Here is a 17,452-nt window from a genome sequence, read left to right as displayed (position 1 = left end):
AAAAAATCCTTTTGTAAAGGTAAATTATCTATGTCATTACTTACAGTAGGTTCGGTTGCGTTTGATAAATTGGAAACGCCATTCGGAAAAACAGATAAAATTATTGGTGGAGCAGCCACTTTCATCACGCTCACTGCTTCATACTTCGTAAAAGAAAATAACCTCGTTGCGGTTGTTGGCGAAGATTTTCCACAGGAAATGATTGACACTTTGGTGAGCCATGGTGTAAACGTGGACGGTCTTGAAATCAGAAAAGACGAAAAATCGTTCTTTTGGCATGGTCGCTACCACAACGATATGAATAGCCGTGATACGGTAGAAGTTCAGTTGAATGTAATGGAAAACTTCGACCCGAAGATTCCAGAATCGTACCAAGATTGTGATTTTTTGATGCTCGGAAACACTGCTCCAGCTATTCAACATTTGGTTTTGAAGCGTTTGAAAAACCGTCCGAAGTTTGTATTACTCGATACAATGAACCTTTGGATTGATATTGCTCTGGATGATCTGAAAGCATTATTGAAAGATGTTGACTGTGTAACTATCAACGATGAAGAAGCTCGTATGCTTTCGGGCGATTATTCGTTGCGTCGTGCAGCTAAAACTATCATGGCAATGGGACCAAAAACGCTTATCATCAAGAAAGGCGAACACGGTGCATTATTATTCCAAAACGATGATATTTTCTTTTGTCCTGCATTACCATTAGAAGAAGTTTTCGACCCAACAGGAGCGGGTGATACTTTTGCAGGTGGATTTATCTCTCATTTAGCAAAAACCGATGATTTGAGTTTTGAAAATATGAAGCGTGCCATCGTTTATGGTTCGGCAATGGCATCTTTCTGTGTTGAAAGATTTGGTTCGGAACGTATCCAAAATCTTACGCAAGATGAAATTGCAGCTCGTGTAGAAGAATTCAGAAAACTGGCTACATTTGTGTTGTAGAAAATTGATATTGGATGTTAGATTTTTAATGCTTGATGCTAGAAAGTGTAGTACTTCTTAAATTAAACATCAAAAATCTAACATTAAACATTCCAAATTAAAATCCTCCACTACCAACAAATTGTCTTCTACGGCTTACTTTTAGTTCTTGCAATAAAGCACTTCGCACATTAAGCGTAAATGAATAACTACTACGCACCGAATAGCCCGAAATAGGAGTCCAGTTAAATGCCATATCCCAACAGTGAAGTTCACGATGAATCGTGATATTGGTCAATGTTGGTGCTTTTAACTGCATATCATACCCAGTATTGAAACCTAATTTCCATTTTGGCGTAAGGCTCAAATCTCCTTGAACCGTGATAGCTTGCGTGATTTGTGGGTCGGCTAAACCTTGCTTTGAATAATTTAAGTTATAGCTCAAACTCAGTGTCCACGGAATCGTAAAGTCAACGTAGAGTTCGGGATTTGCTGCCACAAATTTTTTCATTGCATCCATTTGTGGGTTATTACTTTGAGTATTCGTCTTTGGTTTTGCTTTATCTGGGTTGAAAGTTGCAGGTGAAAGCCGAGTTGAAATAGCAATATTGGCTGAACGGAGCGTAGCCAAACCCGCAATGCCTTTCACTTGTTGAATTTTATAAAAACGTCTGATACGTCCCGCAGGGTTTAATGCTCTTAATTCGGCTGTACTTTCTTCTTGATAAAAATAAGGATCAAGGCTTGCACCCATGTTTAGGTTTATCAGATTCTTAAATAAGTTGGTATTAGCACTCAAATTGATGTTTGATAGGTTCATTGAGTCACCGATAGCCAATAAGTTATAGGCCGTGCTTAAACTCAAATTATCAAGTAATGAAACCTTTTCAAAAGCTTTGGCCGCTGTATCAGATTTTGAGCGAACTTTTGCCTCCAATTGGTTGGTTAAACTAAAACTAACATTCCCCGAAGCACCAGCCGAAGAGCCTAAAGTTGGATATTTAGATAGTAGTCGTCGTAGGGTATCATAAGTTGTTATCCCATTGACAGTATTTTTATCAATTCTTACAACTTTATAATCAAAAAGTCGCTTCGTAAAGTCAGGAGCATAACTCAAGCTCAATGAGGGTGCTAATGTATGACGAATTGCCTGCAAACGTCCCTTGCCTTTAAACTGATAAGTCCCATAAACACGGGTATTCATTCCACCCGAAACCGATGTTTGGTAGGTAGGAAAGAAACCTTTTACGGTATCTATTTTTACTGCATTTTCGCTCGCAATGTATTCATAACTAAGGCTTTGAGTCGAAATGTCACCTCTGAGCGATATACTTGGCGTAAAGTTGATGTATCGGGCAATCTTGAAATTTGGCAAAGAAATCGGAATCGAATAGGTGCTTGTAAATTTACCATCTTTCAAAACCTCATTAATAGCATCTAAGCTATTCAATTTTCTTACGTTGCTGAGGCGTTCTTGTAAGGCTTTTTGTGCGATTCTTTCTTCGGCTGTCAAGGTTAGTGGATTAGCATCACGAAGCCTGATTTCTTCATTCGTCAAAGGTTTTGCTTCAATGGATGAATAGGTGCCATCAGCGTTTTCTCGCACAATTTTATAATCAGAATAATTCGTGATACTATTTACTCGCGTATTGGTTGCTTGATAGCCACCGCTAACGTTTAGTCCAACCCTAAAAGATTCAAACCAACGTCCGATTTGCTTTTTTTCTGGTACAAAAGGATTAAATTGGTTCAAACCAATACTATAATTAGCCGAAGCATCAACTTGTCCAGTTGTGAAGTTCTGGGAGATATTAATACCCGAACTCGTTACCAATTTCTGAGCGAAGGTACGTCCAAACTGCACCGAAGAGTTAGAGGAGCTACTTAAATAATTACTCACATCAACCGTATTTACATTGTTACGGTTAAAGCCATTGCTACGTAAATTGACCGATGAAGAGAAACTACGGTCGGGACGTTTATTGGCTGGAGAGTGCGACCAACTGAGATTAAAATCCTTAGTTTTATAGTTATTCAAATCGTCGGTTGCTACAACTTCTGGCGTATTATTGTTGTAATTATACTGAAAATTTAGGCTTCCAGAATATTTATATCGTTTAGAGTAATTTGATTGAATACCAAGTCCGAAACTCCCTTTTGTATAAATTTGACCAATGAGTTTTACACCGATTTTTTCGTTGACAGCAAAATAATAACCAAAATCTTTGAAGTAAAAACCTCTATTATTTGGGTCTTCGCCATACGTACCCATGATGATTCCCGAAGTACCAGCTTCTTTATTTTTAGGTACAGGAAAGAATCCAAAAGGCAATCCAATGGGCAGTGGAATGCCACTTAATACAAAATTGAACGGCCCCGAAATAATCTGTTTTTTATTGACAAGTTTGATTTTTCGGGCAGAAATATGAAAATGGGGTTCTTTCAGATTACAAGTTGTATATTTAGCATCGACCAAATACATATCATCATTGGCATCTTTTTTTACACGCTCGCCCGTTACAAAGCCCTCGCCTTGTTGGGTTACAATATTTTTAATAATTGCTTTTTTTGACTTGAAATTATACCGAATCGAATCGGTATTATAATTATCGCCACCTTGCGAAAAAATAGGTTTCCCTTTAGTACGATTCGCTTTTGTGGTATCGGGCGAGCCATGAGCAAAAATTTCGCTTTTTCCCCAATCAATTTTTATATAGTCAGCTTTCAGTTCAATGTCTCCGTAGGTTACAACCGCTTTGCCATAAAGGTTTATTACTTCTCCCGAAACATCCATCACCGTTGAATCTTCGGCCATATACTTTACTGTTGTCTGTAAATCTGTGTCTTTACTGCGAAGTGAGTCAGGGATTGATACACGAGTAGTATCTTTCTTTTCTTCAAAAAGTTTATTTCCGAATGGGCGAGGTGTACTCGTTGGACGAGAGGTTGTAGGGCGGGAAGTATTTCCTCCTCCGAGGTTTTGTAATCTACCACTACCAGGAAACTGTGCAAAAGAATTGAATGTCAATAAAAATAACAGGCCGAAAGCTATTTGAAAACCTAACTTCGGCAATGTATTCAACCTTGCAAATGTCAAATTCGTAAATGTTTTAAGTCCCTTTTTATGGTGGGATGTATATTTTCTAAGTTGTTCCAAAAAACGTATCTTTGTAAAAAATGTCCTATTATTATAACCTACGAGAGAAAGCCGTGCCGAGTATTTATGTAAATCTTCAATTTTTTGGCTTTTTCTGCAAAAACTATTCTATTAACGCTTACTAATGGCACAAAATTAGCTATTATATAGTAGTGAAAGAACGTTTGCCCATAAAATCATGTTAAAAAATCTTAAAGTCCTACTTATCATTATATTCTCGCTCGAAATAGCTCATGCTCAGAGCGGGAAAATCCGAACGATTGTAATTGATGCAGGGCATGGTGGCAAAGACCCAGGCACCCATCATAGCAAGCTCCAAGAAAAAGATATTGCTCTGAATGTGACGCTCAAATTGGGGAAAAAGTTGCAACAAAATCTTCCGGGCGTAAAAGTAATTTATACCCGAAAGACTGATGTTTTCATTCCGCTTCACGAACGAGCGGCTATTGCCAACCGCAATAAAGCCGATTTGTTTATCTGTATTCATGTCAATGCAAATCCACATTCATCAAAATTGAGTGGTTCGGAAACCTACGTAATGGGTTTGCACAAAACTGAAGATAACCTCGAACTCGCCATGCGTGAAAACGAAGTTATTTTGATGGAAGATAACTACAAGAAAAACTACAAAGGCTATGACCTCAGTTCACCAATGGCCAATATTATGCTTGCCAATTATCAGAATGCCTTTATGAAAGAAAGCGTAAAGCTGGCAAGTATGGTTGAAAAACAAATCTCGAAAGTAGGGCATCGTAGTCGTGGCGTAAAACAAGCAGGATTTCAGCTTCTGTGGCAAACAACAATGCCAAGTGTTTATGTCGAAACAGGATACTTGACGAATGCCGCTGATAAGAAAATACTGGGTAGCTCCGACGGACAAGATAAAATAGCCGAAGCAATATTTAAGGCAGTTAAGGCGTATAAGGAAGAGAAGGAGAAAACGCCCTAACCGCTGCGGCGGACCGTCCCTAAAGGGGAACAAACGATGTTTTTTTTAAGTTTTCTTTTTACAAAGTTATGAGTTTTGGTTTGTAGATTGCTTTAGCGTACTTTTGTGAAAAAATAAAAGTTCTCCTTTAGGGGTTAGGGGTTATGAAAAAAGAATACAAAGTTGGTTTATTGGGTATTATTGCTTTTGCAATATTTTATTTAGGATTTAATTTCTTGAAAGGTTTGGATATTTTCCGTACCGAAAATGAATATTATACCTATTACGAAAATGCAGAAGGCTTGCAAACTTCTAACCCTGTAACCTTCAATGGTGTGCCAGTGGGTCGTGTGGTTTTAGTCGAACCAGAGCAAGATAAAAACCGTATAAAAGTAATGTTGGCCATCAAGCGAGACATCAAAATTAGTGATAAAACCGTTGCTATTTTAGCTGATAATGGCCTCTTAGGCGGAAAGGTAGTAAAACTCAGAATTGAAGCAGGAAAAGATTTAGAAGATGAAGGGGTAATAGGAAGTGAAGTTGAAAAGGGAATGGTAGCTTCGGTGACAGATAAACTTGCACCAACGCTCAAAAACGTTGATTCACTTCTGACAACTACTACGGCTATCATCAAACAATTCGACCAAACGGCAGTGGCTTTGAAAACTCTAATGGCAAGTGCTACCCAAACTACCGCAGGTGTGAATGGGGTAGTAGCGGCAAACTCAAAAAATCTTTCGGCAATCACGGCCAATGCGGCCGTGCTTACAGCTAATCTGAATACGCTATCGAGTAACCTCGATGCTCAAATCAAGCCAATTTTGCAGAAAAGTAGCACTTTTGCCGATTCGCTAAATGCCATGAAATTGGGCGAAACCGTTGTGCAACTCAATAAATCGGTAGCTGGTTTGCAGGGTGTTATCAAAGAAATTAATCAAGGAAAAGGAACATTGGGAAAATTGGCTAAAGATGATTCACTATACGTAAACCTCGATAGAACTGCTGCAAATATTGCTCTTCTGATGGCAGATATGAAAGCAAACCCGAAGCGATACGTACATTTTTCGTTGTTTGGGAAGAAAGAGAAGAAGTAATAGGAATTTAGAAATATTCAATGAATCCGTAGTTTTAAGAAATTCTTAGACTACGGATTTTTGTTTTTGCTCCTAAGAATGGCTTATTACAAGGGTTTTTCGTTTAAAAGCATAAATAAATCCGTAATTTTACATCTCGTTATATAAACTAAGCTGTACAATGCCCGAAAAACGTTGGTCATATAAACCTACTCCAAGTACTGAATCTATCGTTGAACTTTCGCAAGCGATTAATGTAGATAAAGCCCTTGCTGCCATGCTCGTGCAGCGTGGAATTACTGCTTTCGATGAAGCCCGAGATTTTTTTCGTCCGCAATTAAGTCATTTACACGACCCATTCCTGATGCCCGATATGGAAAAAGCCGTTGTTCGGCTCAGGGAAGCTATCGAAAATGGCGAAAAGATAATGGTTTATGGCGATTATGACGTGGATGGTACAACAGCGGTTGCACTCGTATATGGTTTTCTATCAACGTTTTATGGAAATTTAGAATACTATAACCCCGACCGCTACGAAGAAGGCTATGGTGTTTCCGTACAGGGCATTGAATGGGCGGCTGAGCAAGGTGTTTCGCTCGTAATTTGTCTTGACTGTGGTATCAAAGCTCAAGATAAAGTGACTTTGGCGAAAGAAAAATTTAACATAGATTTTATCATTTGCGACCACCACGAACCTGATGAAACGCTCCCCGATGCCGTTGCTGTACTTGATCCAAAACGTAAAGATTGCCCATATCCGTACAAAGAATTGACAGGAAATGGCGTTGGTTTTAAATTGCTTCAAGCATTCTGTACTCGCACCGAAATACCGATTGAAAATTTATATGAATTTTTGGATTTATGTGTCGTAAGTATTGCATCAGATATTGTTCCGATTACGGGCGAAAATCGAGTGTTGGCTTTTTATGGCTTAAAAAAACTCAATGAAAACCCACGAATCGGACTAAAGGCTTTGAAGGAAGTAGCAGGTTTTATGACTCCAATGACGGTCGAGAATGTGGTTTTTGTGTTAGGCCCAAGGATCAATGCCGCAGGAAGAATCAAACACGCCAAAGCAGCCGTACAGCTCTTATTATCAGATGATTATGATGAAGCCTTGGCATTTGCAAGTGAAATTCAAAAGCATAATTCTGAGCGAAAAACCTTTGACTCTCGCATTACAGAAGAAGCACTGGCAATGATTGAGGGTGATGAATGGATGCTCAATACCGCTAAAAGTACGGTTCTTTATCGAGAAGATTGGCACAAAGGAGTTATCGGAATTGTGGCGAGCCGCTGCATCGAAAAATATTATCGTCCGACAATTATTCTCACAAAATCGCACGAAAAAGCGGCTGGTTCAGCTCGTTCGGTGGCAGGTTTTAATCTTTACGGGGCGATTGAAGAATGTGCCAATTGGCTCGAACAATTTGGTGGACACACCCATGCCGCAGGCATGACCATGCCCATCGAAAACATTGATGCTTTTCGCTTAGAGTTTGATAGAGTTGTGAGCAAATACATTACGCCTGAACAATTAACACCCGTTGTAACCGTTGATTTAAAGATAAAATTGGCCGAAATTAGTTCTAAATTTTATCGAATTATGAATCAAATGGCTCCATTTGGCCCAGAAAATATGCAGCCAATTTTCGTAACCGAAAATCTTACTCTCAAATATGCACCGAGAGTAATGAAAGAAAAACACCTGCGTTTGGAGCTTTTTGAAGAAGAAACAGGGGCGATTCTGACGGCAGTAGGTTTCGGAATGGTGGAAGAACATTTCGAGCGATTGAACACCAATAAATATTTTAGTATAGCGTATCAGGTAGATGAAAATACTTTCAATAATAAAACGACCTTGCAGTTGATGTTAAAAGATATAAAGTATTAGACGACCGTCGATAGACTGAAAGTCAATAGTTCTAAGAAGCGTTTGCTACCTTAACAAACTTTAACAAGAGTTTTGAATAAAACTCTGTAAATTTGAACCTTAAATGATAAGTAACGGCTTTTATTAATTTATTTAACTGTCGTCTATTGTCCATCGACTGTGGACTAAAAAATATGATATTAAGAACAGAAAATTTGATAAAAAAGTACGGTCAACGACTGGTCAATAATAATGTAAGTTACCAAGTAGGGCAGGGTGAAATTGTTGGACTGCTCGGCCCAAACGGTGCGGGCAAAACCACCTCGTTTTATATGGCGACTGGACTCGTAAAACCCAATAGTGGCAAAGTTTGGCTCGATGATTTGGATATTACTTCGTTGCCGATGTATAAACGTGCAAAATTGGGCGTAGGATATTTGGCTCAAGAAGCCTCAATTTTTAGAGATTTGACGGTCGAAGAAAATATTTTGGGCGTTTTGGAATTGGCAAAGCCCAGCATGACCAAAGCCGAACGTAAAGAAAAAACTGAATCGTTGCTCGAAGAGTTTAGCCTTACGCACGTACGTAAAAACAAAGGGATTGTGTGTTCAGGTGGTGAACGCCGCCGTTGTGAAATTGCGAGAGCTTTATCAGTTGACCCAAAGTTTATTTTACTTGATGAACCCTTTGCGGGCGTTGACCCTATCGCCGTAGAAGAGATTCAAGGAATTGTAGCAAAACTAAAAGACCGAAACATCGGAATTTTGATAACTGACCACAACGTAAACGAAACTCTTTCAATCACCGACCGAGCTTATTTACTTTTTGAAGGCAAAATCCTCCGACAAGGAACAGCCGAAGAATTGGCAAGTGATGAACTGGTAAGAAAAGTCTATCTTGGACAGCACTTTGAGTTGAAGCGTAAGATTTGATAGATCTTCTTCTAATAAAAGCGGTAGTAAAGTACAAACTTTACTACCGCTTTTTGCTTATCTTGGTCTTGGTGGTCTTTCACCATTCGGTGGCGGAGGCGGTGGCCCAGGGCGTTCGGCCTCCAGCTTCAAAAACTGTGCATATTGAGCAGGATTCAAAATACTCTTCATCGTTTTCTCGAAAGCCTTTTTATTGGCATCCAAAGCAGCTCTTTTATCTTTTTCTTCTAATTTACTGGCAAAAATGGCATCCATCTTTTTAATATTATTCAAAAAAGCATCGTGAACCTTTTTTGAAGTAGCTGCATTTAGGTTTAATTCTTTGGTTATTCTTTCAGTAAACTGTTCAGCATTTGGCTTCGGTGGGCGTTCTCCTCTTGGGCCAGCGGGTGGCTGGGCGAGTAAGGAGAAACTCCCCAATACCAATAAATAGAGTAAAGGCAAATTTTTTTTGTTCATAGATTTATCATATCGGTAATTCTTTTTAAACACGTAATTGTATGACTTTAGTATTTAATCGTATAAATATATCTTGCATAACCTACCGCACAAAGCCAATAGAAAGTTTTACTTACAAACCTCCAAATCCATTTTTACACCAAAAGCCGACCAGTTCATTAGTAAATTTGTAGCTGAAGCCGAAGTAATTGTATATTCCCAACCTGTTTTTGATTTTTTGTTATAATCTAACACCGAAGAGAGAACGATTTTTGTTTTATCGGCTGATAAAACCCATTTGCCAGTATCGTTAAATTTTCCGCCCTTCGAGCCTTGTTCCCAAGTGCCATCAGCCTTGAAATATTGTGAGGCAATAGTGCCAGTTCCAGCTTTTGCACACCACCATTTATCAATAATCATGGCCGTTGGGTCGGGTATTGCGGTGGTCGAACCTTCTTTACTACAAGCATTGAGACTGACGAAAAGCACTAAAATGAATAATTTGTGTATAGTTTTCATGGTATAAAATTGTCTGAAATTTGGGCAAAGCGGTAGCTAATCAGTACTATAATAGCACTGATTGACCACAACTTTACGATAATTTTATTTTACTTGATTCTTAATTTTGGGAATCGTTTTGAGATAAGCATAAACAGCTTTTACTTCGTAATCAGTTAGTGTGATATGCGGCTGCATTGGGTAGCGGAGTGTACTGCCATCAGGTTTTTTACAAAGTTTTACTGCGTCAACAAACTGTGCTTCGGTATATTTTTTACCGATACCAGTTTCTTCATCAAATGTTATATTCGATGAGGGGATAATTTGCCCTTCGAGGTTAGGCATCGGGTTTCCTCCTCCGTAAAAACCCAGCGAGTTTTCTGGGTGAAGTGGGTCTTGTTTCGAGAAATCTTTCGAGTGGCAAGCGTAGCAAGCAATCATATCATTGGCAATATATTTTCCGAATTCGACCACGTTCGTCGAATCAGGAACATTGATTGGCTCTTTGATTGGTTCGAGCGGTTTCATTACTGTATTTGTTAGCACTTTTAGCAATAAACTCGGTGCTTGGTCGGGTTGTTTGCCTTTGGTTGCTTGCACAGGATAACGGTCGGAGTGCAGATAAGCAATCACTGATTTTACGTCTTCATCGGCCATACGTGGTAATTTTGGCATAATTGGCGAGTATTTACCGTTGCGTTTGATACCCGTTTTTAAGAAATACATAATTTCGCCATCAGTCCAATTTCCAATTCCTTCTTCCTTATCTTGTGTAATATTGAGCGAGTAGGCTTTGCCAAATTCGGCGGGTAAATCAAGTATTGGTTTGCCTACCAAGCGATTATCATTATTGGCATGGCAACCATTGCAAAGAACTGTCGCAATTTTTTCGCCACGAGCTACACGTTCGGGTGTAACCTCGACTTTTAGGTTTTTAATGTTTTCTGGAATGGCTACTTCATAAGATGGCACCCCTTTGAAGTTGAGAAATAATAGTGCAATACCAATGATTGATATAAGCCCAATGATAGTAAAAAGCGATGTTCGAAGAAAACGTTTCATAGCGTATATTTTTTAAAAGTTTATCAAATTTTGGAAAAATAGCTCAAAAAATAAACTAACTGAGCTATTACTTATTGAGTGGTTTTAGGGAATAAACGGGAATGTGATGACTGTGCAGTTGAAAATACCCCGAGATAAATCTATACTTGATGAACTTAGGTTCGCAAACGTAATCTCAACGGTGTTATTGGCCGAAACCCGTGCATGTGCAATAATAAAACCACTGGGTAAGGTTACATTGGGCGATACCAAAACCGTATTTCTTTCTTTGATGATATTGGCCATTGGAAAACTTTGTGTGTGCGTACTGCCTCCTGCAATACTTGGTAAATCAACCTCTAATTCTTCGTTGTTGATAGCCGTAATTGAGTTGCCATTTACACCAATGCGAGCATTTCCATTTACTTCAAGTGTGTTTTCAAAATTATCGTTAGGAGCTACATTTATTGCTATTCTGGTCGAACTAATAAAGCTTTCAGAGTTACTAGTCAAAGCCCTAACCCGTGAGTCTAAGAATATAAAGCTGCCTTGATTATACTGATCAATATTTTCAAAAACCGTTTGCCCCGCCATGCTAACATTATGTTTCATTATATTACTGGCTGCTGGATAACGCCTAAGCGAAAACTCCGAATCAGATACAACGCCCTTTGTTCGTAATAGAAGCTCAACGGTATTGTATTTACTTGAAGCCCCAATAACATAGCTCGAACTATTGTTCAATACTTGTGTAGTATCACGTACCCAAATGTTATTGTGCGAAATAATGGGCCGATTCGTACTAAAACCTTCTTCAAACCTATACAGGGCATTTGTGCCAGTAGTGTTAAGATTAATAAGAAATTCAGAGTTTAGCTTCCGATTATTCAATAATGCTTTTCCTGTTTCATCAATGCCAAACCAAAGCCCATTGGCAGTATTAGTTCCCGTTGAGCCATTCGTAAATTGCATTTGCACGTTGTTATTGCCAGTTCTATTAATGTGTAGTTCGGCGTTAGGGCTTCCGATATTAATCCCTACTTTATTGGCAGTGCTATTGAGGGCATTACTACTGGCACTATTAGGGAATAGCGTAAAACTTTGGGCAAAAACTACTTGACTCAGCAGTAAGCCGAGGGCTAAAATGTATATTTTCATGGCTATTTATTGAAATGTTGAACAATAAAGGTTTTAGAAACACGCTTAACTTAGCTTCTGAAAATAGCTAAGGATGTCTTCAATAACTCACTTCCTGATTGGCATAGCCATTTTTCTTTTTTGGTAGATTATTTTTTTTGGTTTTTCCAAAAGGGTCGTCGTCTTCACCCAAATTATTAGTTTTCATTGGTTTTGTTTTACCAAAAGGGTCGTCGCCGTCGCTCAAATTATTTGTATCGGGCTTTTTGTTCTTAATAGTTGCGTTTGTTTGATTTTGAGTATTTCTATTTTTCTCTGTTTCGCCAATATACTCACTGCTTCCCTTCGCCGAGCCAACATCACCCCAGCCTTCTTTCTTTATCTTTGCCTGTGGTTTGGTTTCCTGACTATTGTTTTTCTGATTCATTTTAGGCTTTGCTATACGCTGTGCAAAAAGCGTAGCCGAGAAAAGCAAGAGTATTATTGTGAGAGCTGTTTTCATTTGTGTCATGGCTAATTCTTGATTACAGGTGTTTTTTGTTTTGAACACTACAAAATTATTAGCCATTAGTTATTAAAAAATCAGCCTAAAGTATGATTTTTATGAATGAAGAAAATCTTAATTCCGCACCTTTGCCATGAGAGAAGTACGAGAATTTACCTCAAATTTGAAGAAAATATTACTGATGTGAGTCTTGATGGTACTTACCGAAACAAACAAAGCATCGGCCATTTGTTGGTTGGTTTTACCTTCAAAGATTTGTTGCAGTACTTCAAACTCTCGGTCAGAAAGTGGATTGACGATGCTTTTATTGATTCTCGAAAAATCGAGTAACGGACGTGTATATTTTTGTTTTTGAGCAAAATTATAGAGGGCAATTTCGATGGTGGCAAACAAATCTTCTTCATCGAATGGTTTTACGATATAACCACTTGGCTCGGTTATTTTGGCTTTATTTAGTACGTCACGGGTAGAGTAGGAGGTAAGAAAAATAAACGGAATGGCGTGGTTTTGATGAATAAATGTGGCAATATCAATGCCATTTTGCTCAGAAGAAAGGTTGATGTCGAGCAAAATTAAATCAGGTAAATTTGTCTTTAATTGTTCGTAAGCTTGTGTGGGATTATACGCAATGCCCGAAACCCGATAATCAACATTATTGAGATAATCGGCAATGTCAGCAGCAATAATTGGGTCATCTTCGATAATCAGAATTCGGATTTCGCTCATGTTTTTTGAATACTTTTTTGGGGAATTGAAATTTCGATAAAGGTGCCGTTTTCTGTACGAACTGTGAGTTTGGCAGAAAGTTTATTGACAAAATTTTGAATCAACTGATACCCCATCGAGCTACTTTTTTCGATATTAAAACCTTCGGGGAGTCCAACGCCATCATCATAAACTTGCAAAATAAAACTTTCGTTTTCGAGGCCAGTTTTTACCCAAATTATTCCTTTTTTATTATCAGGAAAAGCATATTTGAGAGCATTTGTCACCAATTCGTTGATAATTAAGCCGAGCGGAACAACGGTATCAATATCAAGATTTAATTCGCTGATTTCGGTTTTGAGTTGTATTTTTTCGGGCTGAATATTGTACGAGCTAAACAGATTTTTGATAAGTTTGCTAATGTAGTTTTGCACATTTACGCCCCGAAAATCGTTTTCTTGATAAAGACTTTGGTGAATCAGCCCCATTGTCTTTACACGGTTTTGTCCTTCTTTTATGGCTTCAATTGCTTGATTGTCAGTAAGATGTCGAGATTGGATACTTAATAAACTCGAAACTACTTGTAAATTGTTTTTTACTCGATGATGAATTTCCTGCATCAAAACCTCTTTTTCGTGCAAGGCTTCGGTGATAATTGCATTTTTTTGCGAAAGTTCTTCGCTCGTTTTTTTCTTTACTTGATACAAATAAAAGCCAATTCCTACCAAAACGGCTAAACCTAAAATACCCAAACCATAAAAAACGGCCTCTTCTTCCGACTTCTTGATTTTCAAATCTTTCAACTCATTTTGTGAGTTGAGTAGGCTAATTTGTTGCTCTTTTTTCTCTAAATCATACTTTTTTATGGTTTCGAGCATTCGCTCATCTTTGGTGGCATTAAACAATGAATCGTTGGCTTTCTGAAATTCTTCGCCGTAGAGAAATGCTTCTTGAAATTTTCCCCATTTGGCATAGAGCGTTTTTATGGCCGCCAACGATTTAGTCAGATGCTCAAGCGATTGGTGTTTTTTGAAGATGTCAATGGCACGTAGAAGCTTAGTTTCGCCAGCCGAATAGTTACCAACTTGCGTATAGGCAGCTCCTAAGTTTTCGTAATTGATGCCTACCGCAATCGGGTCGTCGGTTTCCGAAATCAGTTGATTCGATTTCTCGAAATATGCTATTGCTTGTGTATATTTTTCGGTATCAAGATAAATCCGCCCGAGTTGTGTAAAGGCTAATCCTTCAGAGTTTTTATCTTTTAATTCTTGAAAAGACTTTAAGGCTAATTGGCTCATAACGAGCGACTTAGAGAAGTTTTTTTGTTCAGCATATTGGCTTGCTAAATTATAAGAGACATTGGCAATCCATTGTTTATTATTGATTTTCTTGAAAATTGACAAAGCGTTTTCATAATATTCGATGGTTTCTTTGGGCTTTTTTCTGAACTGATAACATGCCCCAATATTATTCATCGAAATGCCCATATAAAGCGAGTCTTTGATGGTCTCGTATTTCTTCAGGGCTTCAACGTAATAGTCAAGAGCCTGCGTTACATCGCCCGCAACGTGGTATGTCATACCAATTAGATTTGTTCCACGGGCAATTTCCTTTATAATTTTATCTTTCTGGGCAATTGAAAGGTATTGTTGGGCAAATTTCCGAGCTTCGGTTGGGTCAGTGTAAAGGCTTTGTTTGATGATGTCGGCAAGAATATTGAGCCGAGCTGTATCGGTTTTGGTTTTTGCTAAGAGCTGTTTTAGGCTATCTACCTTATTTTGAGCAACACTTTCGACTAAGAAGTACAGTGAAAAGAAAAGAGTAAAGATGTTTTTCATGGCTTTGGGTAAAAATAGCAGCATAAAAATAATAGAAAAACCCAAACAAAAATCCTTTTTTCTTGTCTAATTTGCAGAAATATTCTCATTCAAATTCGACTTTAAACAATGAAATTAATCTCCACCAAATTACTGATTCTTGCCATCAGTTTAGTAGCTTATTCAAATACATTTGCCCAAAACACTGCTGAAACTTTTGTTTATGGCGATGCCTTGCCCGATGCCCCTGAACTTGCACCTCGTGGTGAATACAAAATTGGCGTTCGTACGCTTGATTTTGTGAATAAAAACCAAGTTGATGTGCTAAAATCGAAAGGGGGCGTTGACCCTACCTACGACCGACCGCTCAAAGTAGAAGTGTGGTATCCTGCCAACGTATCGGCCGATGTAAAAGATTTAGTAACTTATGACCAAGTGATGGGTTCATCAAATGACCCTAAACGCCCATTGATTCCGTTCACTTTTTTAGGCCGTGCCGTGCGTGATGCAGCCCCGAAAACTACTGATGGAGCGTTTCCGCTCATTATTGTCTCGCATGGTTATTTAGGTTCGAGACTTTTATTGACTTACTTGACCGAAAATTTAGCGTCGAAAGGGTATATCGTAGTAGCGATTGACCATACCGAATCTACGTTTCGTGATGCCGCAGCGTTTTCGAGTACCTTACTCAATCGCTCAAAAGATGATATTTTTATCATGAATCAGATTGCCAATTTAGGAAAAGATAAAAGCAGTTTTTTATCAGGAATTGTTGATGACCAAAATATCGGACTCATCGGCTATTCGATGGGTGGCTATGGCGTTTTGAATGTGGCAGGTGCTGGGTACAGCGACCAAATCATCAAAACTTTTGGGGCATTGAGTGGCGGTAGCAAAGCTATTGAAGTTCGTACGGGTAATAATGCCGAATATAAAGCCAGCATCGACCCACGCATAAAAGCAGTGGTGGCTTTTGCTCCGTGGGGCATGGAACGTGGCGTTTGGGATGCTGAAAGTTTGAAAGGCTTGAAGATTCCGACATTCTTTGTGGCAGGAAGTCAAGATGATATTTCGGGTTATGAGAAGGGAATTAAGGCAATTTATAACGGTGCAGTAAATGCTAATCGTTATATGCTTACGTATATGAACGCCCGCCATAATGTAGCACCAAATCCACCGCCAGCCGAATCTCTGAAGGCAGGGTTACATTTTGATGAATATTACCGCTACGCTGAACCAGCTTGGAACGAACGCCGTATTAATAACATCAACCAACATTTCGTAACGGCCTTTTTGGGAATCCATTTGAAGAAAAAAGATTACGCTAAATATTTAGACCTCAGCAACCAAAACTCTAACGAAAAGCCTTGGACAGGCTTCAAACCTCGTGCATCGGTAGGTTTAGAAATGCTTCATGCTGAGGCTTTGAAATAGCACAGCCAATAAATTGGCCGATTAAGGGAACAAAGGAATTCTTACTTTTCCTTTCGGACTTAAAGTCCGAAAAGTGACTAAAACAATACCTTTGTTCCCTTAAACGCCCATTTCAATGGGTGTCAATACCGCCAACTGGTCAAATCTATCCTCTTTACAGTAACTTCTTAATGCCTTTTATACACATCATTAATAAATCTTTAGTTGGGAAGGTAATAATATTATCAAGAATGTACTAATGAACCACAATATGCTTTTCTACTTTATAATTGTATTCTTATTTGGATGTAAGGACGGTTCAAAGTCGTTACAAAAAAGTACGGGTGAAGATATTAAATTAATGAAAGAGTCAACCTTGGGAAAAGATGATTTTTTTAGTTGTACTGAAGTCAAGGATACTGTTTTTGTGAATAAAGACTATGTGAAATATGTACCTATTGATAGTGGCAAGTTTGATGTTGAAGTAAAGATGAGTGGGCTTGTAGATTCTCTTGGCTTATGGTTAAGTTGCGAAACTCACAGCGGAATGATTCCGAGATTTATCTTTAGACCTACGTCAACTTATATTTGTTTGGGAAGAGGTGCAGGTAGTTATAGATATTTGACGTTGTGCAGTTTAGATAAAAAGTTAAAAAAAATTGATATAATTAATTTTGAGACAGCGATTGATGTGTCTGCCGAAAATAATGGTTTCATTTTTAAAATTAACGATAAAATTTTCTTCTATGATTTAAGCAGAAGGGTTTTACGCTTTAAAAAATTACCTGCTAAATTTTTGAGAGCAAAAGTAAAAGAATCAATTTTTATTAAAAATATGGTTTATATTACTTTGGATAAAGACCTTTCTTTGTCTTATAGATTAGATGATTTTCAAAAATATTAGTTTTACATAAAATCTTTATTATGGTCTGAGGCTTGGAAGAAATGAATTTATTGACTTTTCTGCCAATAAATTGGCTGACTAATGGAACAAAGGAATTCTTACTTTTC

15 protein-coding genes are annotated in these 17,452 nt (G+C 38.3%); 7 read left to right on the top strand and 8 right to left on the bottom strand.

From position 1 onward, the window contains the following. Positions 1-30: 30 nt before the first annotated feature. Positions 31-945 (top strand): PfkB family carbohydrate kinase, encoded by a 915-nt coding sequence (locus tag A6M55_RS11080; RefSeq protein ID WP_064197647.1) that lies wholly within the window; start codon positions 31-33, stop codon positions 943-945. Positions 946-1,042: 97 nt separating this feature from the next. On the opposite strand, the gene A6M55_RS11075 is transcribed toward A6M55_RS11080, so the two are convergent. Further along, on the bottom strand, positions 1,043-4,021 hold the full coding sequence (locus tag A6M55_RS11075; RefSeq protein ID WP_156511033.1) for a putative LPS assembly protein LptD: 2,979 nt from the start codon (positions 4,019-4,021) through the stop codon (positions 1,043-1,045). Between the two features lie 238 nt (positions 4,022-4,259). Here A6M55_RS11075 and A6M55_RS11070 point away from each other — a divergent pair, with 238 nt between their 5' ends. From A6M55_RS11070 to lptB, 4 genes are all read left to right on the top strand, one after another. After that, on the top strand, positions 4,260-5,030 hold the full coding sequence (locus tag A6M55_RS11070) for an N-acetylmuramoyl-L-alanine amidase (protein WP_064197645.1): 771 nt from the start codon (positions 4,260-4,262) through the stop codon (positions 5,028-5,030). 143 nt (positions 5,031-5,173) lie between these two features. Next, the gene (locus A6M55_RS11065; protein WP_064197644.1) at positions 5,174-6,103 is read left to right on the top strand and encodes an MlaD family protein; all 930 of its coding nucleotides are present in this window, start codon (positions 5,174-5,176) and stop codon (positions 6,101-6,103) included. Positions 6,104-6,263: 160 nt separating this feature from the next. Then, positions 6,264-7,976: a single-stranded-DNA-specific exonuclease RecJ gene (gene recJ / locus A6M55_RS11060; protein WP_064197643.1), complete on the top strand. Its 1,713-nt coding sequence runs from the start codon at positions 6,264-6,266 to the stop codon at positions 7,974-7,976. A gap of 173 nt (positions 7,977-8,149) precedes the next feature. After that, a complete protein-coding gene (lptB, locus tag A6M55_RS11055) occupies positions 8,150-8,887 on the top strand; it encodes an LPS export ABC transporter ATP-binding protein (protein ID WP_064197642.1) in 738 nt (245 codons plus the stop codon). Between the two features lie 57 nt (positions 8,888-8,944). On the opposite strand, the gene A6M55_RS11050 is transcribed toward lptB, so the two are convergent. The 7 genes from A6M55_RS11050 to A6M55_RS11020 all read right to left on the bottom strand — a co-directional run bounded on the left by A6M55_RS11050 (position 8,945) and on the right by A6M55_RS11020 (position 15,049). After that, entirely contained in the window at positions 8,945-9,346 is a 402-nt protein-coding gene (locus A6M55_RS11050) for a hypothetical protein (protein WP_064197641.1), read from the bottom strand. A 108-nt stretch (positions 9,347-9,454) separates the two neighbouring features. Continuing rightward, positions 9,455-9,844 carry a hypothetical protein gene (locus A6M55_RS11045; protein ID WP_064197640.1) on the bottom strand — a complete coding sequence of 130 codons (390 nt, stop codon included), beginning with the start codon at positions 9,842-9,844 and terminating at the stop codon, positions 9,455-9,457. Positions 9,845-9,928: 84 nt separating this feature from the next. Continuing rightward, on the bottom strand, positions 9,929-10,885 hold the full coding sequence (locus A6M55_RS11040; RefSeq protein WP_064197639.1) for a cytochrome c: 957 nt from the start codon (positions 10,883-10,885) through the stop codon (positions 9,929-9,931). Between the two features lie 84 nt (positions 10,886-10,969). Beyond that, positions 10,970-12,022 carry a hypothetical protein gene (locus tag A6M55_RS11035; RefSeq protein WP_064197638.1) on the bottom strand — a complete coding sequence of 351 codons (1,053 nt, stop codon included), beginning with the start codon at positions 12,020-12,022 and terminating at the stop codon, positions 10,970-10,972. A gap of 79 nt (positions 12,023-12,101) precedes the next feature. After that, positions 12,102-12,569: a hypothetical protein gene (locus A6M55_RS11030; RefSeq protein ID WP_064197637.1), complete on the bottom strand. Its 468-nt coding sequence runs from the start codon at positions 12,567-12,569 to the stop codon at positions 12,102-12,104. A 51-nt stretch (positions 12,570-12,620) separates the two neighbouring features. Beyond that, complete coding sequence (locus A6M55_RS11025) at positions 12,621-13,232, bottom strand: response regulator transcription factor (protein ID WP_064197636.1); 612 nt, start codon at positions 13,230-13,232, stop codon at positions 12,621-12,623. Continuing rightward, positions 13,229-15,049 carry a histidine kinase dimerization/phosphoacceptor domain -containing protein gene (locus A6M55_RS11020; RefSeq protein WP_197491693.1) on the bottom strand — a complete coding sequence of 607 codons (1,821 nt, stop codon included), beginning with the start codon at positions 15,047-15,049 and terminating at the stop codon, positions 13,229-13,231. Before A6M55_RS11020 ends, A6M55_RS11025 begins: the two co-directional genes overlap by 4 nt. A gap of 108 nt (positions 15,050-15,157) precedes the next feature. Here A6M55_RS11020 and A6M55_RS11015 point away from each other — a divergent pair, with 108 nt between their 5' ends. Together A6M55_RS11015 and A6M55_RS11010 are read left to right on the top strand one after the other, a co-directional pair. Then, positions 15,158-16,462 carry a dienelactone hydrolase gene (locus A6M55_RS11015; RefSeq protein WP_064197634.1) on the top strand — a complete coding sequence of 435 codons (1,305 nt, stop codon included), beginning with the start codon at positions 15,158-15,160 and terminating at the stop codon, positions 16,460-16,462. A 340-nt stretch (positions 16,463-16,802) separates the two neighbouring features. After that, entirely contained in the window at positions 16,803-17,345 is a 543-nt protein-coding gene (locus A6M55_RS11010; protein WP_156511032.1) for a hypothetical protein, read from the top strand. Positions 17,346-17,452: the final 107 nt, after the last annotated feature.

Source organism: Emticicia sp. MM (genome assembly GCF_001649495.1).
Note: the sequence above shows the minus strand (reverse complement) of the source record. Positions and strands in the feature narration are given on the sequence as shown.